This window comes from Pseudomonas sp. Ma2-10 (genome assembly GCF_054330215.1).
Window position 1 is genome coordinate 15,019 of the sequence record NZ_JBTEYL010000007.1, and the last position, 20,822, is coordinate 35,840.

19 protein-coding genes and 1 pseudogene are annotated in these 20,822 nt (G+C 60.2%); 3 read left to right on the top strand and 17 right to left on the bottom strand.

Annotation, left to right across the window (positions count from 1 at the left end; genetic code table 11):
• Nucleotides 1-13 precede the first annotated feature (13 nt).
• Entirely contained in the window at nt 14-454 is a 441-nt protein-coding gene (locus ACXPVS_RS11020) for a CBS domain-containing protein (RefSeq protein ID WP_458509963.1), read from the top strand.
• 272 nt (nt 455-726) lie between these two features.
• Here the strand turns inward: ACXPVS_RS11020 and ACXPVS_RS11025 are convergent, their stop codons facing one another.
• The 17 genes and pseudogenes from ACXPVS_RS11025 to paaF form a co-directional block, all read right to left on the bottom strand.
• Nucleotides 727-1,458 carry a TIGR03747 family integrating conjugative element membrane protein gene (locus ACXPVS_RS11025; RefSeq protein ID WP_458509964.1) on the bottom strand — a complete coding sequence of 244 codons (732 nt, stop codon included), beginning with the start codon at nt 1,456-1,458 and terminating at the stop codon, nt 727-729.
• A 90-nt stretch (nt 1,459-1,548) separates the two neighbouring features.
• Nucleotides 1,549-2,391, bottom strand: a pseudogene (locus ACXPVS_RS11030) (TraM recognition domain-containing protein); the annotation flags it as partial.
• A gap of 649 nt (nt 2,392-3,040) precedes the next feature.
• The gene (gene paaZ / locus ACXPVS_RS11035; protein ID WP_458509965.1) at nt 3,041-5,095 is read right to left on the bottom strand and encodes a phenylacetic acid degradation bifunctional protein PaaZ; all 2,055 of its coding nucleotides are present in this window, start codon (nt 5,093-5,095) and stop codon (nt 3,041-3,043) included.
• Nucleotides 5,096-5,153: 58 nt separating this feature from the next.
• Nucleotides 5,154-6,407: an OprD family porin gene (locus ACXPVS_RS11040; protein ID WP_458509966.1), complete on the bottom strand. Its 1,254-nt coding sequence runs from the start codon at nt 6,405-6,407 to the stop codon at nt 5,154-5,156.
• Nucleotides 6,408-6,440: 33 nt separating this feature from the next.
• Nucleotides 6,441-8,087 carry a cation acetate symporter gene (locus tag ACXPVS_RS11045; RefSeq protein ID WP_458509967.1) on the bottom strand — a complete coding sequence of 549 codons (1,647 nt, stop codon included), beginning with the start codon at nt 8,085-8,087 and terminating at the stop codon, nt 6,441-6,443.
• Nucleotides 8,084-8,392, bottom strand: a complete 309-nt coding sequence (locus ACXPVS_RS11050) for a DUF485 domain-containing protein (RefSeq protein ID WP_128872699.1) — start codon at nt 8,390-8,392, stop codon at nt 8,084-8,086. Before ACXPVS_RS11050 ends, ACXPVS_RS11045 begins: the two co-directional genes overlap by 4 nt.
• Nucleotides 8,393-8,529: 137 nt before the next feature.
• Nucleotides 8,530-9,606: a 1,2-phenylacetyl-CoA epoxidase subunit PaaE gene (gene paaE / locus ACXPVS_RS11055; protein ID WP_458509968.1), complete on the bottom strand. Its 1,077-nt coding sequence runs from the start codon at nt 9,604-9,606 to the stop codon at nt 8,530-8,532.
• 33 nt (nt 9,607-9,639) lie between these two features.
• Nucleotides 9,640-10,173 (bottom strand): 1,2-phenylacetyl-CoA epoxidase subunit PaaD, encoded by a 534-nt coding sequence (gene paaD, locus ACXPVS_RS11060; protein WP_458509969.1) that lies wholly within the window; start codon nt 10,171-10,173, stop codon nt 9,640-9,642.
• A complete protein-coding gene (gene paaC, locus ACXPVS_RS11065) occupies nt 10,160-10,921 on the bottom strand; it encodes a 1,2-phenylacetyl-CoA epoxidase subunit PaaC (RefSeq protein WP_458509970.1) in 762 nt (253 codons plus the stop codon). Before paaC ends, paaD begins: the two co-directional genes overlap by 14 nt.
• An 8-nt stretch (nt 10,922-10,929) precedes the next feature.
• Nucleotides 10,930-11,211 (bottom strand): 1,2-phenylacetyl-CoA epoxidase subunit PaaB, encoded by a 282-nt coding sequence (gene paaB, locus ACXPVS_RS11070; RefSeq protein WP_003208899.1) that lies wholly within the window; start codon nt 11,209-11,211, stop codon nt 10,930-10,932.
• 27 nt (nt 11,212-11,238) lie between these two features.
• Complete coding sequence (gene paaA / locus ACXPVS_RS11075; protein WP_111449688.1) at nt 11,239-12,228, bottom strand: 1,2-phenylacetyl-CoA epoxidase subunit PaaA; 990 nt, start codon at nt 12,226-12,228, stop codon at nt 11,239-11,241.
• A gap of 232 nt (nt 12,229-12,460) precedes the next feature.
• The gene (gene paaK, locus ACXPVS_RS11080; RefSeq protein WP_458509971.1) at nt 12,461-13,786 is read right to left on the bottom strand and encodes a phenylacetate--CoA ligase PaaK; all 1,326 of its coding nucleotides are present in this window, start codon (nt 13,784-13,786) and stop codon (nt 12,461-12,463) included.
• Between the two features lie 99 nt (nt 13,787-13,885).
• Nucleotides 13,886-15,097: a 3-oxoadipyl-CoA thiolase gene (gene pcaF / locus ACXPVS_RS11085; RefSeq protein ID WP_458509972.1), complete on the bottom strand. Its 1,212-nt coding sequence runs from the start codon at nt 15,095-15,097 to the stop codon at nt 13,886-13,888.
• Complete coding sequence (gene paaI, locus ACXPVS_RS11090) at nt 15,090-15,539, bottom strand: hydroxyphenylacetyl-CoA thioesterase PaaI (RefSeq protein ID WP_458509973.1); 450 nt, start codon at nt 15,537-15,539, stop codon at nt 15,090-15,092. Before paaI ends, pcaF begins: the two co-directional genes overlap by 8 nt.
• Nucleotides 15,526-17,049 carry a 3-hydroxyacyl-CoA dehydrogenase PaaH gene (gene paaH, locus ACXPVS_RS11095; RefSeq protein ID WP_458509974.1) on the bottom strand — a complete coding sequence of 508 codons (1,524 nt, stop codon included), beginning with the start codon at nt 17,047-17,049 and terminating at the stop codon, nt 15,526-15,528. The genes paaI and paaH overlap by 14 nt, the downstream gene beginning before the upstream one ends.
• 3 nt (nt 17,050-17,052) lie before the next feature.
• Complete coding sequence (gene paaG / locus ACXPVS_RS11100) at nt 17,053-17,844, bottom strand: 2-(1,2-epoxy-1,2-dihydrophenyl)acetyl-CoA isomerase PaaG (RefSeq protein WP_458510126.1); 792 nt, start codon at nt 17,842-17,844, stop codon at nt 17,053-17,055.
• Nucleotides 17,845-17,899: 55 nt separating this feature from the next.
• Nucleotides 17,900-18,673 (bottom strand): 2,3-dehydroadipyl-CoA hydratase PaaF, encoded by a 774-nt coding sequence (gene paaF, locus ACXPVS_RS11105; protein WP_458509975.1) that lies wholly within the window; start codon nt 18,671-18,673, stop codon nt 17,900-17,902.
• 371 nt (nt 18,674-19,044) lie between these two features.
• Here paaF and paaY point away from each other — a divergent pair, with 371 nt between their 5' ends.
• Nucleotides 19,045-19,641, top strand: a complete 597-nt coding sequence (gene paaY / locus ACXPVS_RS11110; RefSeq protein ID WP_458509976.1) for a phenylacetic acid degradation protein PaaY — start codon at nt 19,045-19,047, stop codon at nt 19,639-19,641.
• Between the two features lie 198 nt (nt 19,642-19,839).
• Entirely contained in the window at nt 19,840-20,763 is a 924-nt protein-coding gene (gene paaX / locus ACXPVS_RS11115; protein WP_458509977.1) for a phenylacetic acid degradation operon negative regulatory protein PaaX, read from the top strand.
• The last annotated feature ends 59 nt before the right edge of the window (nt 20,764-20,822 follow it).

Below are 20,822 nucleotides of genomic sequence, written 5' to 3' on the forward strand. Positions count from 1 at the left end.
AGAGAGAATCATTGTGAAAACGGTTGCGCAGGTACTTTTTTTAAAAGCAGAACATAATCAAAAGGTTCATACCGTTGCACCGGAACAAATGGTGCTTGAGGCGGTTAGGATTATGGCTGAACGGAACGTTGGCGCTCTACCTGTCGTAGAGAACGGGATCGTAATCGGCGTTATCAGTGAACGAGACTACGCGCGAAAGATGGTGCTACAGGGGCGCTCCTCGGCAGGTACGCCCGTTAGGGTTATTATGAGTTCGCCAGTGGTAACGGTGGACTCTCGTCAGAGCATTGAGGCGTGCATGGGTATTATGACCGATAGTCACCTTCGTCATCTGCCGGTTGTAGAGAACGAAAAACTGCTTGGCTTACTGTCGATTGGCGATCTGGTAAAGACAGCCATTACCGAGCAAGCTGACCTAATACTGCAACTTGAACGGTACATTCGCGGAGATTAATGCTTCTCCGACGACTGGCACGGTTTGGCCCGAGTGGGGGCATAAGTTCTTTGACTTGACTTGACTTGGTTCGCGCCTCGTTGATTTCGTCCGCATGAGCACAGACGCATTCAGTAAAGCCGCACGTGCGAAGTCGGGATCGGAGCACCACGCTCCTCGTATAGTCAATGCCTCGTTGGTTACAGATGCGGCAGTGGTAGTGGTAGTGGTAGTGGTAGTGAGTGGGCGTCATGATATCGACTGTAATGAAAAAATTAGCACTCGTATCGCACTCAGATATATTTTTTGAACGTCGCCGCCGTGATTGCCATAGTTACCCCAAGCATCACGGAGCAAGGCAGAAATATCGCCATTGGAATGATCGAAAAGGGCAGGGATAGATAAATGATCCACGGCACAATCAGCAGTGGTATCACTGCTCGTTTAGCGCGGTGATAGACAAAGCTGCTTTCTCGCCCAGCGCCAAACTTGCGTAGGTCGCGGCGCATCAAGCCATCGACAAAACCGGTGAACGAAGCCAACAAAAATAGTGGTGTGGACAGGACCAGAATGGTCAAGCGCACCACGAAGGTAAAGGTCACATACACCGCGGCCAGCACGAAATCCTCAATGCTCACGTAGAGCTGATTGGTCCAACTCCAGAAGCCGTTGCCCTGGCTAGACACCCGCGCCAACTGGGCAACATCCGCAAAGCCAGTCTTGACCAGCAACCACTGATTAAGGAAATCCAGCCACTGGACGATGGTTGGCCCGGGTTGTTGGAGGATGAGTGACGATTTGAAGTGCTCACTGAGCCAGTCCAGTTCGCTGCTCAGCATGGCCTGACTATGCTGCCAGCCCTGATCACCCCAGAACAGCAGGAGACCGGCGAACTCGATCAGGATCGAGAACAGCAACGAGGCGATCAACACGCTGATGATGCGCAGGACTAGGCTGATTCCTGAGATGATCAATCCCGGGCGCTGGATCGGTTGTGGCGGCGTGTTCTGGGCAGAAGTCGCCATTGTTCACTCCACTGCGCGCTGCAGAGTTGATGTGGGCAATACGTCTTCTGGATCGTTTCCTGCTGAATTGAAACCTGTGGTGGGGGAGGGCTATTCCACCTGATCCAGATCGAAGTTGGTTGTTGGGCTACCACCGCTCGCACTCCACCATTGGCCCGCCTGTTCGTTGTAAGTGGCCCGCATCCGCTGGGTGAGGTCCTGCAGGTCCTTGGGCATGGCATCGTCGTTGGAGGGTTTTGGCAAAGGCATGCGCACTTTCCAGAGCTGGCCACCGGCCTGGAAGGAGAACATTTGTCCCTTGGGCAAACTGACGATATGCGCTGGCTCGATTAGCGGCACACTGGTGCTACTGACGCGATCCTGCGAGGATGAAGTGAAGTCCGTGTTGGCCTCTGGATCAGAGGTGTCGGTGGCGCCCGACACCAGGGTTTTGGTCAGCACATTGACCTTGGGCAACTGCTGGGTGAGCAGTTCAGCGGTGGCGGTTTCGCGCACGCGGAGCATCTGCAGGGTGTTGAAATTGCCGATCACCTGGCCGGCCTTGGCGCGGTTACCGATTCGCGCTTCGATGTCGCTGAGGGTCTGGGTGTAGGCGGTTACCTGGATACCGGCACCACCGCCCTTATTGATCAGCGGGATGAATTCATCACCCATCAACTCGTTGAACTCATCGGCGTGGAGGTTGATCGGCAGCATGTCACTGTTGTCACCCGATTGGGGCAGGCCATGGTCGATGCCGTGTTTGTAGATGTGTCCGGCGACCGAGACCAAGTCGGCGAACATGGAGTTGCCCACGGCGGCGGCCACCTCGGCATCGGTCAGCGCATCCAGGCCGACGTAAACGATGCCGCGTTTACGGATGATCTGCATCCAGTCGAAGATTGGCCGCGGGTCATCTAAATCGGTGTAGTTGGGGGCCAGTAACTGGGTGCTGAGATGTCACTGACCCAGTCTGTTCCTCGCAAACCGTTGCCTTGGCTGGATTTGTGTAAATTTGGATATGGGTCAGTTTTGCGTCAGCACGTGGGGGATGCGGCGTCGGCGTCAACAATTGTGACGCAAAACACCGGCGTCCAGCGCTCTCTAGTATTCCGAAGAGCATCGTAAACCGCATTGCCGTGCTGTCAGTTTTGCGGCAAATCATGCTCTCGAGGCGGTGTACAAGCAGTGGGTCGAGTTTCGCAGGCAGAGCCTGAAGGAGGGTCACCAGAGCACGCTCTCGCAAATATCAAGAATCTTCAACAAACACATCCTGCCATTTATTGAGTTATTGAAAGAAAATTCTGAGATCGCTTAGGGCTAGACTCATATTTATCTCGGAGAGCGTTGGACTTTGCTGGAGTTCATTGGACGATAAATTGGTGGCTATAGCCCCGCCATTTTTATGCGACAAAGCCCTGATTATTCAGGGCTTTGTCGTTGATGGGGTTCGGATTGGGAATTTTTTTGGTTCATGCGTTCCCAAACCACCCCTATTTTCAAGGTTTGGTATTGGCCCCGGCCTTTTGACACGCCCGCTTTGAGACATCCCCTGTGCGGGTCCTGAGAAGCGGGCTTGGCCGTTCAAGGCTTTTGAGTCGGATTACTCCTCGCGCTTCACTACCAGGGTCAAAATGTCGTAACTGGCTACCAGTTCTCCCAACTGATTGGTCACTTCCACATCCCAGGCCACCACGCCTTGCGGAATGCCTTGCGGGCTCTTTTTGCCCTGGTCGATTTTGCGTTTGCAGGTCAGGCGCGCCTGGATGGTGTCGCCGATGCCCACCGGGGTGATGAAGCGCAAAGTATCCAGGCCATAGTTGGCCAGGACCGGGCCCGGCGCCGGGGACACGAACAGGCCGGCCGCCGCCGACAGCACGAAGTAACCGTGGGCGATGCGTTTGCCGAATTGCGACTCCTTGGCGGCGATGTCGTCGAAGTGCATGTAGAAGTGATCGCCGGACAGGCAGCCGAAGTTCACCAGATCGGCTTCGGTCACGGTGCGACGGTGAGTCAGCAGCGATTCGCCGATCTGCAGGTCCTGGAAGAACCGGCGGAACGGATGCACTTCGGTTTCGATGACCTTGGCGCCACGCACGTATTCGCCGGTGACCGCCGCCAACATGGTCGGCGAGCCTTGCACCGCCGCACGTTGCAGGTAGTGCTTCACGGCGCGTAGACCTCCGAGTTCTTCACCGCCGCCGGCACGACCCGGGCCGCCGTGTTTGAGTTGTGGCAGGGGTGAACCGTGGCCGGTGGATTCGGCGGCGGATTCGCGGTCCAGCACCAGCAAACGGCCGTGCCAGGCAGCCGCTACCGGGATTGCCTTGGCGGCGATCTGCGGATCTTTGGTGATCAAACTGGCCACCAGGCTGCCTTTGCCGCGAGCGGCCAGGACCAGTGCTTCGTCCAGATCGTCGTAGGCCATCAGGGTGCTGACCGGGCCGAACGCTTCGATATCGTGAGCACCGCCCTCGGCGTGCGGGTCGCGCGACTGCAGCAACGTCGGCGCAAAGAACGCGCCCTGGCTGACGTTTTCGCCACGAGGTGCGAAACCGTCACGGGCGCCGAACAACAGGTCACTGCTCTGCAACAGGCTTTCAAGACGCTCAGCCACGTCTTTCTGTTGATCGTGAGAGGCCAGCGCACCCATGCGCACACCTTCCACCGATGGGTCGCCAACCACGACTTTCGCCAAGCGATCCCGCAGGCGGGTCGCCACCGCATCGATGTGCTTGGCCGGAACGATGGCGCGGCGGATGGCCGTGCATTTCTGCCCGGCCTTGGTGGTCATTTCCCGGGCGACTTCCTTGATGAACAGCTCGAACTCTTCGTCGTCCGGCGTCACGTCCGGGGCGAGGATCGCGCAGTTCAGCGAGTCGGCCTCGGCGTTGAACGGCACCGAATTACGGATCAGGTTCGGATTGACTCGCAGCTTGGCGGCGGTGTCGGCCGAGCCGGTGAAGGTCACTACGTCCTGGCCTTGCAGGCGATCTAGCAGATCACCGGTGCTGCCGATGATCAACTGCAAACTGCCTGTGGGCAGCAAACCGGATTCGTCCATCAGGCGCACCACGGCTTCGGTCAGGTAGCTGGTAGCGCTGGCCGGTTTGACGATGCACGGCATGCCGGCGAGAAAGCTCGGTGCGAACTTTTCCAGCATGCCCCAGATCGGGAAGTTGAAGGCGTTGATGTGCACCGCCAGGCCACCACGGGGCACCAGAATGTGCGTGCCGGCGAAGGTGCCGAGTTTGCTCAGCGGCATCGCCGGGCCTTCGTGGACGATATTGCCCGACGGCAGTTCGCGGGAACCGAGGCCGGCGTAGGTGAACAGCGTGCTGTTGCCGCCTTCGATGTCGATCCAGCTGTCGGCACGGGTGGCGCCGCTGTGGTGCGAGATAGCGTAGAGCTGTTCTTTGCGTTCGCTCAGGTACAAGGCCAGTGCCTTGAGACGCTGGGCCCGTTGTTGGAAATCCAGCGCCATCAGCGCGCTGACGCCTTGGCGACGACCATGCTCAATGGCTTCGGCGAAGTCCGGACGCTCTTCGTGAGTGCGCGCAATCTCGTGGCCATCGATGGCGCTGCGCAGCACCTGGGCACCGTGTTGGCCGATCCAGCGACCGGCGATGAAACTTTGCAGGGTAGGGGCGTGAGGCATCACGATTCCTCCAGGTTATGAAAAGTGCGGGCGCGGCTGTAGCCACGCCCTTCAGGGATTACCAAAGCGCCACGGTGTAACCGACGATCAGCCGGTTTTCATCGATGGCGGTACTCAAGCCATTGCCGGAACGGAAGGTCACGTTGCGCCAGCGCAGGCTGACGTCCTTGAGCACGCCGCTCTGGATGACGTAACTGATGTCGGTGTCGCGTTCCCGCTCACGGCCGTTGTCGACGCTGCCGGATTTAACGTGGCTACCGTCGGTGTAACGCGTCATGAAGGTCAAGCCGGGGATGCCTTGCGCCGCGAAATCATAGTCGTAACGCAGCTGCCAGGAGTCCTCGTCGGCGCGGGTGTAGGTGTTGTAGGTCACCAGGTTGACCACGTACGGATCGCCGCCGTTGAGGAACGGAAAGGCGCTGTCGCCGGACAACTGCTGGTACGTGGCACTGACCTTGTGGGCTCCGTGGGACACGGTAAACATGCTGTTGAAGTTACGGTTGTCGATGCGCCCAGCGCGCTCTGCGCCATCCCCACGGCTATCGAAATAGCGCACGTCGCTGCGCAGGTTGAAACCGTTGCCGAGCGGCTGGGTATGCACCAGCCCGACGAACTGCTGACGATAAATTTGATCAAGCTTGCCGTAGTAATAGCTCAGGTTCAGTTGCGGGCTGAAGGCGTAGCTGCCGCCGGCGAAGTCGAAGTGATCGCTGCTGGCGGTTCCATAGCCGATGTCATCGTTGCTGGAGGAATTCCGCAGGTTGGCCTTGGTCAGGCGCCCGGCATTGACCGTCAGGCCACTGATCTCCTGGCTGGTGAGCAAGCCGCCTTCAAAGGTCGACCCCAGCAGACGGGTGTCGTTGTAGGTCGCCACCGGCAGCAAGGGTTGCAGGGTGCCGAGCTTGAACACGCTCTTGGATACGCGCAGCTTGCCGGTCAGCCCCAGTTGGCTGAACTCGTCAGCCGGCTCATGGCTGTTCGGGCCAAAGGGCAGCAGCCCGGTGCCACGGCGATCCGGGCTGGAGTCGAGTTTCAGCCCCAACTCCCCAAGCGCGTCGAGACCGAAGCCGAATGTACCGTCGGTGAACCCGGACTCGATGCGCGCGGTGAATCCCTGCGCCCATTCTTCAGCCTTGGACTGCGGCGCGTTGTCCTGACGGAAATCGCGATTGATGTAGTGGGTGCGCATTTCAATACGGGCCTTGCTGTCGTCGATGAAGTCGGCCATGGCGCAGGGTGCGATCAGGGGCAGACTCAATGCGGCGGTTAACGAAAACAGTGATTCGTAAGGTGCGGTACGTGCGGGCTTCATTATTTTTATTCCCTGCCATCGGATCGTCGTTGGTTAGTGCTTGCTGGCACCGGAGGCACCGATGCCGGTCATCGAACGGATGAACTGCGCCAGATAACGGCCACGCTCAAGGGCTGCGCGGGGTGAGGTGTCGGTGACCGAAAAAAACCAGGCGCTGAAGAACGCCAGGCTCATGGAGAACAACGCTGGGTTGGAGTAGGGGAACAGCGCCTTGTCGTGATGCAGCACGTTGACCCACACCGCCGGGCTCAACACCAGCAGGACAATCGCTGAGGTCAGTCCTGCCAGACTGCCGGTCACCGCACCGCGAGTGGTCAGGCCTTTCCAGTACATCGAGAGGAACAGCACCGGGAAATTCACCGACGCGGCGATGGCCAGTACCAGGCCGGACAAGAAGGCAATGTTTTGCGATTCAAATAACAGGCCGAGGATGATCGCCAGGACACCGATGCACAGCGTGGCAATCCGCGAGACCCGAATTTCCTGTTTCTCGCTGGCCTGACCTTTGCGCATCACACAGGCATACAAATCGTGGGACACCGCCGAGGCACCGGACAACGCCAACCCGGCAACCACCGCGAGAATGGTGGCGAAGGCGACCGCCGAAATGAACCCGAGGAACAGGTTGCCGCCCACGGCCTGGGCCAGGTGCACGGCGATCATGTTGCCGCCGCCGATGATCGCGCCGTTGGCGTCACGGAACGCTGGATCGGTGCCGACCATGACAATCGCGCCGAAGCCGACGATGATCAGCAGCAAGTAGAAGTAGCCGATAAATCCGGTGGCGTAGAACACACTTTTACGCGCTTCCTTGGCATCGCTGACGGTGAAGAAGCGCATCAGGATGTGCGGCAGGCCGGCGGTGCCAAACATCATGCCCAGACCCAGCGAAATTGCATCGATCGGGTTCGACAACAAACCGCCGGGCGCCATGATCGCGTTGCCCTTGGCGTGCACGGCAGTGGCGCCGGCGAACATTGCTTCGGTGCTGAAACCGAAATGCTTGAGCACCATGAACGCCATGAACGTGGTGCCGAACAGCAGCATCACAGCCTTGATGATCTGCACCCACGTGGTGGCGAGCATGCCGCCGAAGGTCACGTAGAACACCATCAACACGCCGACCAGCATGACCGCGTAGAGGTAATCGATGCCGAACAACAATTCAATCAGCTTGCCGGCGCCGACCATCTGCGCCACCAGGTACATGAGGGCCACGGTCAGGGTGCCGAAGGCCGAGGTCAGGCGCACCGGAGTTTGTTCCAGGCGATAGGAAACCACGTCGGCAAAGGTGTATTTACCGAGGTTGCGCAGGCGTTCGGCGATCAGGAACAGAATGATCGGCCAGCCCGCCAGTACGCCCAACGCGTAGAGCAAGCCGTCATAGCCATTGAGGAACATCATCGCCGAGATGCCCAGAAAGGACGCCGCGGAGATCATGTCGCCGGCAATCGCCAGACCGTTCTGAAAACCGGTCATGCCACCGCCAGCGGTGTAGAAATCGCTGGCGGAGCGGGTACGCAACGCGGCCCAGCGCGTCACACCAAGGGTGAACAGCACGAACACCAGGAACATGCCGATCGCGTTCCAGTTCAGCGGGCGGGACGCGCCGTCGGCCGCTGCCGCAAAGTCAGCGACGAAGGCCAGAGGCAGCAGGAATAACGCCAGGAACCGGCTCATCGGGCGCACTCCTGTTTCAGCTTTTCGTTGAGCGGATCGATCACGTTGTTGGCGCGATAGACGTAGAAACCGGTCAGTGCGAAGGCCAGCACCACGATCACCACACCCACCAACATACCTACAGTGGTCACCCCGCCACTGAGGGATTGGCCGAGGGTGGCGGGGGAGAACGCCACCAGTAAGACGAAGCCGAAATAGATCACCAGCATGATCAGCGACAGCGACCAATACAGGTTCTGTTTGCGGCGTACCAACTGGATGAAGTCAGGGTTCTGGCGGATGAGTTCTACGTCTTTGGGTGACATGGCGCGCTCTCTGTTGTTGTTTTTGTTGTGGGGTGAAGCGGGTTTACGGTTTCACGCTGAAAGAAGGTCCTGCGGCCCTTATCGCGGGCAAGCCACGCTCCCACAAGTAATGCGTAGACCTTGTGGGTGTGGAGTAATCAGAACTGGTCGAAATCGAGCACCACTTTGTCGCTCACCGGAAACGCCTGGCACGACAGCACATAGCCGGCGGCCACTTCGTAATCTTCCAGCGCGTGGTTGCTGTCCATTTCCACTTCGCCTTCGATGACCTTGCATTTGCAGGTCGAGCACACGCCGGCCTTGCACGAGTAAGGCAGTTCGGCGCCCTGGGCGTTGCCGGCGTCGAGGATGCTCTGGCTGTTGCGCGGCAGGTCGAAGGCCAAGGCGCGGCCGTCGCTGATGACGGTGATCTGGCTGACGGCGGCATCAACCTGCCGAGCCGCCTCGCGGGCTTCGCGTTTTTGTTGGCTACCGGCGGCGGCAAACAGTTCGAAATGAATGCGCTCAGGCGGCATGCCTTTGGCTTTCAGGCTGTCGCGCACGGTTTCGGTCATTTCCTGCGGGCCGCAGATGAAGGCCGCGTCGAGGGCTTTGACGTCGAGCCAGCGAGAGAACAGTTGCTCGCATTTCTCGGCGTTGATCCGGCCGTTGTACAGGTCGACATCCTGCTGTTCGCGGCTGAACACAAAGATCAGATTCAAACGTTGCAAGTAGCGGTTTTTCAGGTCTTCGAGTTGCTCGCGAAACAACGCGCCGGAGCTGGAACGGTTGCCGTACAACAGCGTGACACGGCTGTGCGGCTCGGTTTGCAGGGTGGTCTTGATGATCGACAGGATCGGTGTGATACCGCTGCCCGCCGCGACCGCCAGGTAGTTGCCATGGCGGGTCGGGTCGAGTTCGACATGAAAGTGCCCGGCTGGCGGCATCACCTCCAGGCTGTGCCCGGCCTTCAACTGCTCATTGGCGAACGCCGAGAAACGTCCACCCGCCACGCGCTTGATGGCGACGCGCAGTTCACCGTCGTTGACCCCGGTGCAGATCGAGTAGGAACGGCGCACTTCTTCGCCGTCCATCTGAGTGCGCATCACCAGGTGCTGGCCCTGGGTGAAGTGAAAACTGTCTTGCAGGTGCTGCGGAATCTCGAAGGCGATGGACACCGCGTCACGGGTCTCGGCGCGCACGTCCTTGATGGTCAGGCTGTGAAATTTACTCATTTTTATTCTCCAGCTGGGACGGCCGATCGCCGCTCAGATGCACTTGAAATAGTCGAACGGTTCCCGGCAATCGACGCAGCGGTACAGCGCCTTGCACGCGGTGGAACCGAACTCGCTGAGTACTTCGGTGTGCGCGCTGCCGCATTGCGGGCAGACGATCACCGGGCTTTCGCCGAGCAGGCTGCGCTTGCTGGTGCTGCCGTTGGGCGGCGCGATGCCGTAGGCGCGTAGGCGTTCGCGACCGCTGTCGGTGATCCAGTCAGTGGTCCAGGCCGGGGTCAATTTGCGTTCCAGGTGTGGCGCCTTGAACCCGGCGAGCTCCAGCGCCTCACGAATATCGCTTTCGATCACTTCGGTGGCGGGGCAACCGGAGTAGGTCGGCGTGACCACCACGTGCAGGTGCCCGGCCTGCCAGTCGAGATCGCGAACGATGCCCAGGTCGACGACGCTGACCACCGGCACTTCCGGGTCCATGACGTGCGCCAACGTCTCCCAGGCAGCGGCCAGGTCGGTTGGCTGAGCCGGCCGTGCGCCCTGGTCGCTGGCGATCAGCTCACCAGGTTGCATTGGGGTACGCTCGTGGCAGTGATTGCATCTCGGCCAACAGAATGCCCAGGTGTTCGGTGTGCAAGCCGCGGCGGGCATTCAGGTAGAAATAGCTCGGTGCGGCAGGCACGGGCAGGGTGGCGCTGGCGAAAATCTCGCTGACCTTGGCTTGCCAGGCCGCGGCGACTTGCGCAGCGTCCGGGGTGACGCCGGCATCGCACAGGCGTTGCTCGCTGTCGTCAGCACTGGTCAGCTCGACCGTGAAACGCCAAACCTCAGGGATGGCCGCGAGCATGCGCTGATGACTTTCCTCGGTGCCGTCACCCAGACGCTCAACCCATTCACCGGAGCGGCGCAGGTGATAGGTGACTTCCTTCACGGCTTTGGCGGCAATGCCGGCGATGCGCTCATCGCTGGACTGGCTCAGGCCGCTGAGTACTTGCAGGTGCCAGGCGTCGTAGAGGAATTGCTTGAGGATGGTCACCGCGTAGTCGCCGTTGGGTTGTTCCACCAGCAGCAGGTTGCGATAGGCGCGCTCATCACGACGGAACGCCAGGTGATCGGCGTCGCGACCGTCGTTCAGCAGTTCGGCGGCGTATTCCAGCCAGTTGCGTGCCTGGCCCACCAGGTCGAGGCCAACGTTCATCAGCGCCAGTTCTTCTTCCAGCGCCGGGGCCTTGCCGCACCATTGGCACAGGCGCTGGCCCTGGATCAGGGCGCTGTCGCCGAGGCGCAGCAGGTATTCGATCAGATCAGTCTGCTTGTTCATGGTCGACCTCACATGTGCCCGACTTCAGCCGGCAACTCGTAGAAGCTGGCGTGGCGATAAACCTTGTCGTCCGCGGGGTCGAACAGCGGGTCTTTTTCATCGGGCGACGACGCGGTGATCAGTGCCGAAGGCACGACCCACAGGCTCACGCCTTCGCTGCGGCGGGTGTACAACTCGCGCGCGTTCTCGATGGCCATGGTGGTGTCGGCGGCATGCACGCTGCCGACATGCTTGTGGTTGAGGCCGTGCTTGCTGCGCACGAAAACTTCGAAAAGGGTCCATTCAGACATATCAGTGACTCCACATCAGGTGGCCGATCAGGCGGCGTTCTTGTTCTGTTTTTTGCGAGCGTGGGCGACTGCGGCTTCGCGGACCCAGGCACCGTCTTCAATGGCTTTGCGGCGGGTGGCAACGCGTTCCTGGTTGCACGGGCCGTTGCCCTTGAGCACTTCGTAGAACTCGTTCCACTGGATTTCGCCGAAGTCGTAGTGGCCGCGCTCGGCGTTCCACTTCAAGTCCGGGTCGGGGCAGGTGCAGCCCAGCAGTTCCAGCTGCGGGATGGTCTGGTCGATGAAGCGCTGGCGCAGTTCGTCGTTGCTCTGGCGTTTGATTTTCCAGGCCATGGACTGGGCGCTGTTTGGCGAGTGTTCGTCGCTCGGGCCGAACATCATCAGCGACGGCCACCACAGGCGGTTGATCGCGTCCTGGACCATGTCTTTCTGCGCCTGGTTGCCGTGACGCATCATGGTCAGGAGGATTTCGTAGCCCTGGCGCTGGTGGAAGCTCTCTTCCTTGCAGATCCGCACCATGGCCCGGGAGTAGGGGCCATAAGAAGTGCGCTGCAACACCACCTGATTGACGATCGCCGCGCCGTCCACCAGCCAGCCCACGGCGCCCATGTCGGCCCAGTTCAGCGTCGGGTAGTTGAAGATGCTCGAATACTTGGCTTTGCCGCTGTGCAGTTTGGCAATTTCTTCATCGCGGTCGGCGCCGAGGGTTTCCATGGCGCTGTAGAGGTACAAGCCGTGGCCGGCTTCGTCCTGAATCTTCGCCATCAGTTGCAGTTTGCGTTTGAGCGATGGCGCGCGGGTGACCCAGTTGCCTTCGGGCAGCATGCCGACGATTTCGGAGTGGGCGTGCTGGGAGATCTGCCGGATGAGGGTTTGGCGATAGGCATCGGGCATCCAGTTTTTGGCTTCGATCTTGATTTCTGAATCGATTTTTTCCTGGAAGGCGCGTTCCTGGTCAGACATCTCCGACAGGTCTTTTATGCGCTTGACGCCGGTTTCTACGAGCTGTGCGTACATGGGGGGCTCCCGCCGTGAATCTTCTTGATGGCATGGAGAACTTTATAAGCGATACATAAATTAATATCAAACACAAAATAACGTGTCGTATGTGTTTTTGTATCACTTCGGGATGAGTGGTCGCTTTGGGAGAGGTTGTTATGTGTGTATATCCATTTCTTCGGTAACGGATATGTACAAAAAAAACCCAAAAAAAACCCCGCAAAAAGCGGGGCCATAAAGGGTGCAGCAGTCATGCTTTCGGGCGTTTGTCCAGCACGTGACAAGCCTTGCCCTCAGACCGCTTGATCGAATGCAGAGGCTGCAAAACGATCCGCGTACTGATCCCGATATACGTCTTGATATGCCGACTCAACTCGGCGGCGACAGCTCTCTGCTGATCTTCTCCCAGATGCTGATGCTCAGCCTTCAGCTCCACATGCACATCCACGCTGTCCAGGTTGCCATTGCGATACAGATGAATCTCATAACACTCCGAAAGCTGTTTGATTTTCAGCACCTGTTCCTCGATCTGCGTCGGAAACACGTTAACCCCGCGAATGATCAACATGTCATCGCTGCGCCCAGTGATCTTGTCGATACGCCGCATCGGCCGCGCAGTGCCCGGCAACAGACGCGTCAAGTCGCGGGTGCGATAGCGGATCATCGGCAACGCTTCTTTACTCAGCGACGTAAACACCAGCTCGCCCATCTGCCCGTCCGGCAGCACTTCACCGGTAACCGGATCAATGATTTCCGGGTAGAAGTGGTCTTCCCAGATCGTCGGCCCGTCCTTGGTTTCCGCGCATTCCATGGCGACGCCTGGCCCCATGATCTCCGAGAGGCCGTAGATGTCCAGGGCGGTAATGCCCAGGCGCGCTTCGATGGCGCTGCGCAGTTCGGCGGTCCAGGGTTCGGCGCCGAAGATGCCCAGGCGCAGGGCCAGTTTGTGCGGGTCGATGCCCTGACGCTCGATTTCATCGGCGATGTTAAGCATGTACGACGGGGTGACCATGATGATGTCTGGTTGGAAATCCTTGATCAGCTGCACCTGTTTCTCGGTCTGCCCGCCGGACATCGGAATCACCGTGCAACCCAGGCGCTCAGCACCGTAGTGGGCGCCGAGTCCGCCGGTGAACAGGCCGTAACCATAGGAAATATGCACTTTGTCGCCACGTCGGCCACCCGCCGCGCGGATCGAGCGGGCGACCACGTTGGCCCAGGTGTCGATGTCGTTCTGGGTGTAGCCGACGACAGTCGGTTTGCCGGTGGTGCCACTGGAAGCATGCAGGCGCACGACGTCATGCATCGGCACGGCGAACATGCCGTAGGGGTAGTTGTCGCGCAGGTCGGATTTGGTGGTGAAAGGAAACTTCGCCAAGTCTTCCAGCGACTTGATGTCATCCGGGTGCACGCCCAGCGCATCGAAGCGTTGACGGTACAGCGGCACGTTCTGGTACGCGTGTTTCAGGCTACAGCGCAGCCGATCCAGCTGGTGCTGACGGAGTTCGTCGATGCTGGCGGTTTCAATCGGGTCCAGCACTGGATCAAGCACGGCGTTGGCAATTGGCATGTTCATAACTTCACTCGAATTATTTTTGTGTTTCAGCCCTTTCGCACAAGGGCTTAGAGTGCATGCCCCAAGGATACCTCTCGGCTCCTCGGGAATCGCGGTTCTTTAGTCGGACAGGCGCTCAATGATCAGCGCGATGCCTTGGCCAACGCCGATGCACATGGTGCATAAGGCGTAGCGACCCTGACGCTCTTCCAGTTCATGCAGGGCGGTGGTCACCAACCGCGCGCCGCTCATGCCCAGCGGATGACCGAGGGCAATCGCGCCGCCGTTCGGGTTTACGCGTGCATCGGTGTCGCTCAGGCCGAGTTCGCGCAACACTGCCAGGCCTTGTGCGGCAAAGGCTTCGTTGAGTTCGATCACGTCCATGTCGGCGAGGCTCAGGTTGGCCAGTTCCAGTACCTTGCGCGTTGCCGGCACCGGGCCGATGCCCATGATGCGGGGTTCGACGCCAGCGGTGGCCATGGCGACGACCCGGCCGCGAGCCTTCAGACCGTGGCGTTTAGCGACTTCCGGGCTGGCCAGCAACAGTGCGCAAGCCCCATCGTTGACCCCGGACGCGTTGCCGGCGGTGATGCTGCCGCCTTCGCGAAACGGCGTGCCAAGCTTCTGTAATTGCTCAAGCGTGGTATCGCCCCGGGGGTGTTCGTCGTGCTCGACCACTTTGGCCGGGCCTTTGCGCTGGGGGATTTCTACCGCGACGATTTCTTTGGCAAAGCGGCCGCTGGCCTGGGCTGCGGCGGCGCGCTGCTGGCTGCGCAGGGCAAAGGCGTCCTGGTCGGAGCGAGAAATGTTGAACTGCTCGGCGACGTTCTCGGCGGTCTCCGGCATGGAGTCGATGCCATAGGTTTTTTTCATCAGCGGATTGACGAAGCGCCAGCCGATGGTGGTGTCGTAGACCTGAGCGTCGCGGGAAAACGCCTGTTCAGCCTTGCCCATCACCAGCGGTGCACGGGACATCGATTCGACACCGCCGACCAGCATCAGCCCGGCCTCGCCGCAGCGAATCGCCCGGGCGGCGGTGCCGATGGCATCCAGCCCGGAACCGCACAAACGGTTGAGGGTGGTGCCCGGCACGCTGACCGGCAACCCGGCCAGCAGCGCCGACATGCGCGCGACGTTGCGGTTGTCTTCGCCGGCCTGGTTGGCGCAGCCGTAGATCACGTCATCAACGGCATTCCAGTCGACTTGCGGGTGACGGCGCAGCAATTCGCGCAGCGGCACCGCGCCGAGGTCGTCGGCGCGCACGCTGCTCAAGGCTCCGGCGTAGCGGCCGATCGGGGTCCGCACCGCATCGATGATCAAGGCGTCATTCATTCGGGTTCTCCTGCGTCAGCACAGCGCCGCGCACTTTGTAGGATTTGCCATGGAACAGGGCGATCAGTTGGCCCTGTTGGTTTTCAATGCGTACGTCGTAGTTACCGGTGCGACCGGAACGGCTTTGCTCGGTGCAATCGGCCGTCAAGGTGTCGCCCAGGCGTGCCGGGGCGATGTAGTCGATGCTGCAACCGATGGCTACCGTGGCCTCGTTGTAGCTGTTGCAGGCAAAGGAAAACGCTGAATCGGCGAGGGCAAACAGGTAACCGCCGTGGCAGGTGCCGTGGCCCTGAATCATCTCGGCGCGCACGTTCATCCCAACGCGAGCACAGCCGGGCGCAGCTGAGAGCAGGCGCATGCCCATTGCCTGGCTGGCGGCGTCGCGCTTGAACATCGCTTGCGCGCAGGTGCTGGCCAGATTCATTGCTTCATGGTTTGTCATGGAATGTCCTTCCTTCAGCGACCCGACGGCGCAACAGCAGCGACGGCCGATAACGTTCTTCGCCGTAACTGGCTTGCAGGTGTTCCAGCACGGTGAGGATCTGCGAAAGCCCGATGGCATCGGCCCAGGCCAGCGGGCCTTGGGGGTAATTGACCCCGGCGCGCATCGCCAGATCGATGTCGGTGGACGAGGCAACGCCTTGCAGCAGGGCATCGGCGGCTTCGTTGGCGAGCATGGCGACGGTGCGCAACACGGCGAGGGCCGGGCTGTCGCTGAGCAGGCTGACTTTGAGGTCGGCCCGTTGCAGCAGCGCGACGCCTTGTTCGAGAGCGGATGGATCGATGCCTGCCGAACAGCTGATAGCGATTCGGCTGGCCTTGCCGTAGTCGAACGCCAGATCCAGCAGGATCAGATTGCGCAGGCCGTCCTCATTGGCCCGTTGACTGGCCATGCGCCCGTCGCTCAACGCCAGCAACGCGTCGCCGACCCGCAGCAAACCTCGGCCGTCGCGCTGAATGACCTCGACGCCGTGTTCGCGCAAGCGTGGGATAAGCCCCTGCGCAATACCAAGATCGCCTTCCACGACGCAGGTTTCAACGGTTCGTTCGCTGCTGATCGAGGCGGGCTGCGCACGCTCGATACCGTCAGCATAGCGATAGAAGCCCTGACCGCTTTTGCGCCCCAGCCGCGCGGCGTCGACCAGTTCTTTCTGGATCAACGACGGCAGGAATCGCGTGTCGCCGTAATAGGCGTCGAATACAGAGCAGGTCACGGCATAGTTGACGTCATGGCCGATCAGATCTGTCAGCTCGAAAGCGCCCATGGCAAAACCACCGGCATCGCGCATCAGTGCATCGAGGGTCGGGCAATCGGCGGCGCCTTCCTGGAGCAAACGCAAGCTCTCGGCATAGAACGGCCGGGCCACGCGGTTGACGATGAAACCCGGCGTGGAGCGGGTGTGCACTGGTTTTTTGCCCCAGGTTTTGGCGGTGTCATACAGGCACTCGGCCAGTGCTGGATCGCTGGCCAGGCCTGAGACGATTTCCACCAGCGCCATGACCGGCGCCGGGTTGAAGAAGTGCAGGCCGAGCAGGCGTTGTGGGTGATGCAATTGCGCAGCGATGCTGGTGATCGACAGCGACGAGGTATTGCTGGCGAGAATGCAGTGCTCGCCGCAGATGCTTTCCAACTGACGGAACAGGGCGCGTTTGACCTCAAGGTTCTCGACGATGGCTTCGATGATCAGCTCGCAATCGGCCAGCGCTTCGATGGCTTCCACAGCCTGAAGACGGGCGATGGTTGCAGTGCGTGCTTCGGCCGAGAGTTTGCCGTTTTCGACGCGTTTGCCCAGTTGTCGGTCAATGCCATCGATCGCCTGCGCAGCAGCGCCGGGACGATTGTCGAGCAGCAGCACTGGATGGCCGGCCTGTGCGGCGACCTGCGCAATGCCGGCGCCCATGGCACCGGCGCCAATCACCGCGATGCGCGCGTTAGTGTTCAGTGCAGTCATGACTCAGCGCCCCTTGAAGCTTGGGCTGCGTTTTTCCATGAACGCGCTGACGCCTTCACGGTAATCCTCGCTGCGTCCGGCCAGACGCTGCAGGTCTTTTTCCAGCTCCAGCTGTTCGTCAAACGTATTGCTCAGGCTGGCGTTCAGGCTGCGCTTGATCAGTGCCAGTCCGTAAGTCGGTTGCGTGGCCAATTGACGAGCCAGCGTCAGGGCTTCATTGCGCAGTTCCGCGTCATCCACGCAGCGGTAGATCAGTCCCCATTGCTCGGCTTGCTCGGCACTCAAGCGATTGCCAAGCAAGGCCAGCGCCTTGGCGCGTGCCATGCCGACCAGGCGCGGCAAGGTCCAGGTGCCGCCGGAGTCAGGGATCAGGCCGATTTTGCAGAAGGCTTGGATGAAACTCGCCGAACGTGCCGCCAGTACGAGGTCGCAGGCCAGCGGGATATTGGCGCCGGCCCCGGCCGCCACGCCATTGACCGCGCAGATTACCGGCATCGGCAGGTCGCGCAGTTGGCGGATCAGCGGGTTGTAGAACTTCTCGATGGACTCACCGAGATCCGGCACGGCGCTTCCCGGCGCGACATTGCGGTCGCTGAGGTCTTGTCCGGCGCAGAAACCGCGACCCTCACCGGTCAGCAGCAAGACGCGCACGTCCGGATTCTGGCGGACCTGTTTCAGCGCTTCCTTCACTTCGCCTTGCATCTGCGCGTTGAAGCTATTGAGCTGGTCCGGCCGATTGAGGCTGAGCAGGGCGACGCCGGCCTCGATGGAAAACAGGATGTGTTCGAAGTTCATGGTCATGGCGCTCTCTGAGAGGTCGTTCGCTGCTTTTTTATTGGGGGTGACCGGGTTATTGCCCGATGAAGGTCGGCGTGCGCTTTTCCTGAAAGGCCCGGATGCCTTCATCGCGGTCGCGGGTGCCGGCCAGCACGGTGAAGGCATGGCGTTCGAAGCGCAGGCCGCTGGCCAGGTCGGTGTCCATCGCCTTGAGCAGCGCTTCCTTGGCCAGACGCACGGCCAGCGGTGCCTTGCCGGCAATGCTGCGGGCGATTTGCAGGGCGCGTTCGACGGTGAATTCCGGTTGGGTCACTTCACTGACCAGGCCGGCACGTTGGGCCTGGCGGGCGTCGATCGCTTCTCCGGTCAGCACCATTTGCATGGCCATGGATTTCCCGACGGCGCGCAGCAGGCGTTGGGTGCCACCGGCGCCGGGCATGATCCCGAGATTGATTTCCGGCTGACCGAAGCGCGCATCTTCACCAGCAATGATGATGTCGGCGTGCATCGCCAGTTCGCAGCCACCGCCCAGGGCGAAGCCGTTGACGGCGGCGATCAGCGGTTTGTTGAAACGGGTGATGGTCTGCCACGACGCCTGGCGTGGGTCGTCGAGGATGCCGACCAGATTGCGTTCGGCCATTTCCTTGATGTCGGCGCCGGCCGCGAAGGCTTTTCGGCTGCCGGTCAGGACTACGGCGCGGGTGTCGGGATCGGTCTGCGCAGCGTTGAGTTCGTCCGCCAGTTCACCGAGCAATTCGGTGGTCAGGGCGTTCAGCGCTTGTGGGCGCTGCAGGGTAATCAGGCGGACGCCCGGCTCGATGAACTCGATAGCAAGGGTTAGAGGCATGGCGGATGCCCTCACGGTGCACGCTCGGCTGTAATGCCGGCTCATTATTGGATCGGCTCGGTGGGCCGGTTTTGCCTGAGTATATCTACAACGTGATACTAAAATACAACTATAAAATAGAATTAATGTGTCTTATTGATGAGTGGGTGGTGTTTGGGTGATAGCTTTATGAGGAGGCTTTACAGCGGCTTATTGCCGGTTTTATTAGCTTAGATGGTTGCACTAGACGCATTGTCGGGCCTTTTTCAAAGGCCGTGATTAAGTGATACGGATTTTTGTCTTTGTGCTGGTAAAAGCGATGTGATACAAAATGACCCCATATCGGCATCGCTTTGCAAATACACCCGGCATTGCGCTTAAAGGAACGTCCCATGACTTGCTACAGCCTCGATGGCTTGACCCCGGTGGTTGATCCCACTGCTTACGTTCATCCGTCGGCCGTCCTGATCGGTGACGTGATTGTCGGCCCCCATTGCTATGTCGGGCCGCTGGCCAGTCTGCGCGGGGACTTTGGCCGGATCGTGCTGGAGGAGGGCGCCAATCTGCAGGACACCTGCGTGATGCACGGTTTTCCGGACAGCGACACGGTGGTGGAGCGCAACGGCCATATTGGTCACGGCGCGGTGTTGCACGGTTGCCGGATCGGTGCCGATGCACTGGTGGGCATGAATGCGGTGGTGATGGACAACGCGCGGATTGGCCCTCGCTCATTCGTCTCGGCAGCAGCCTTCGTCAAAGCCGGATTCGCATGCCCGGAGCAGTCACTGGTGATGGGCACACCGGCCAGCGTCAAGCGCAGCCTCAGCGATGAGGAAGTGTCATGGAAGCAGGCGGGCACTCGCGAATATCAGCAACTGGCCAAGCGTTGCCTTGAGCAGATGCAGGTCTGCGAGCCGCTGACCGAACCGGAACCCGATCGCCCACGTATCAGCGACAGCGGTTTGCGGCCAAAAGGCAGCAGCCTGTGAACACCCCCCTGTGGGAGCGAGCTGTGGCGAGGGGATTTATCCCCGTTGGGCTGCGAAGCGGCCCTGAAAATTTCGGCTACAACATAGATTTTTACGACTGCTTCGCAGCCGAACGGGGATAAATCCCCTCGCCACAGGGATTGCGCTTAATTGGCTGGCATTCGGTATATTCCTTTTCTTTTTTAGCTCGGTACGCCCATGTCGTCCCTGACACCGTTGAACCATCTGATTACCCGCTTCCAGGAGCAGACGCCTATCCGCGCCAGCTCCTTGATCATCACGTTATACGGCGATGCCATCGAACCCCACGGCGGAACGGTCTGGCTGGGCAGCCTGATTCAATTGCTCGAGCCCATCGGCATCAACGAGCGGCTGATTCGCACCTCGATCTTCCGTCTGACCAAGGAAGGCTGGCTGACCGCCGAGAAAGTCGGGCGCCGCAGTTACTACAGCCTGACCGGCACCGGTCGCCGGCGTTTCGACAAGGCATTCAAGCGGGTCTACAGCTCCACCGTGCCGGCGTGGGATGGCTCCTGGTGCCTGGTGATGCTGACGCAACTGACCCAGGACAAGCGCAAACAAGTGCGCGAAGAACTCGAGTGGCAAGGTTTTGGTGCGATTTCGCCGGCCGTGCTGGCCTGTCCGCGCAGCGACCGTACCGATCTCAATGCAACCTTGCTCGACCTCGGCGCCCAGGAAGAGACCATCGTCTTCGAAACCACCGCGCAGGACGTGCTGGCCTCCAAGGCCCTGCGTTTGCAGGTGCGCGAGAGCTGGAACATCGAAGAGCTGGCGACCCATTACAGCGAGTTCATTCAGCTGTTCCGACCGCTCTGGCAAGCACTTCGCGAGCAAGAGAACCTCGAACCCTCCGATTGTTTCCTGGCGCGGGTTCTGCTTATTCATGAGTACCGCAAATTGCTATTGCGCGACCCGCAATTGCCGGACGAGTTGTTGCCCGGTGATTGGGAAGGTCGGGCCGCCCGCCAGTTGTGCCGCAACATTTACCGGCTGATCTACGCCAAAGCCGAAGAATGGTTGAACAGTGCGCTGGAAACCGCCGATGGCCCATTGCCGGATGTGGGTGAAAGTTTCTATCGGCGGTTTGGCGGGCTCAAGTAGCCCGTTATCGTTCAGGGAGAATGACTGTTCAGGAGAACCTGTGGATTGGCGTAGACAAT